This window comes from Mesorhizobium sp. M2A.F.Ca.ET.037.01.1.1 (assembly GCF_003998075.1).
Lineage (GTDB): Bacteria > Pseudomonadota > Alphaproteobacteria > Rhizobiales > Rhizobiaceae > Mesorhizobium.
Genome location: NZ_RZSA01001485.1, coordinates 1 through 1,039 on the forward strand (window position 1 = coordinate 1; position 1,039 = coordinate 1,039).

Sequence of the window (1,039 nt, forward strand, 5' to 3'; positions counted from 1 at the left end):
ACCGACCCCAGAACGCGCAGCGACTTGCGTGAGGTCTTCTTCACATGGCCGTCGCCGGCGCCCATCAGCGCGCGCAGCGCCGTCGGCGCGGTGTAGAAGATGTTGACCTTGTGCTTGTCGATGACCTCCCAGAAGCGCGCCTGGGAGGGATAGTTCGGCACGCCCTCGAACATCAGCGTGGTGGCGCCGTTGGCCAGAGGTCCGTAGACGATATAGCTGTGGCCGGTCACCCAGCCGACATCGGCGGTGCACCAATAGACGTCGCCGTCATGGTAGTCGAAGACATATTGGTGCGTCATCGAGGCATAGACGAGATAGCCGGCGGTGGTGTGCAGGACGCCCTTCGGCTTGCCGGTCGAGCCGGAGGTGTAGAGGATGAACAGCGGATCCTCTGCCTTCATCTTCTCCGGCTTGCATTCAGCCTTCACCGAAGCGACTTCGTCGTGATACCAGACGTCGCGACCGGGAGCCCAGCCGACCTTGCCGCCGGTGCGGCGCACGACCACGACCTTGTTGACCATCACGAAGTTCCTGGCGGCGATGTCGATCGCCTTGTCGGCATTGTCCTTCAGCGGAATGGTCTTGCCGCCGCGCAGACCTTCATCGGCGGTGATGACGAAGGTCGATTCGCAGTCGACGATGCGGCCGGCGAGCGCGTCCGGCGAGAAGCCGCCGAAGACGATCGAATGGATGGCGCCGATGCGGGTGCAGGCGAGCATCGCATAGGCCGCTTCCGGGATCATCGGCATGTAGATGGTGACGCGGTCGCCCTTCTTGACGCCGTGCTTCTTCATCACATTGGCGAGCCGGCATACATGTTCGTAAAGCTCGTTGTAGGTGATCTTCCTGTCGTCGTAGGGATTGTCGCCTTCCCAGATGATGGCGGTCTGGTTGCCGCGCTTCTTCAGGTGCCGGTCGATGCAATTGTAGGAGACGTTGGTCTGGCCGTCCTCGAACCACTTGATCGAGACCTTGCCGTCGAACGAGGTGTTCTTGACCTTCGTGAAAGGCTTGAACCAGTCGATGCGCTTGCCGTGCT

General features: G+C 61.5%; 1 protein-coding gene. It reads right to left on the reverse strand.

Translation table 11 applies throughout. The features are described 5' to 3' along the window. A partial coding sequence (locus EOA27_RS37765; RefSeq protein WP_145970878.1) for an AMP-binding protein occupies window positions 1-1,039 on the reverse strand: 1,039 nt, incomplete at both ends.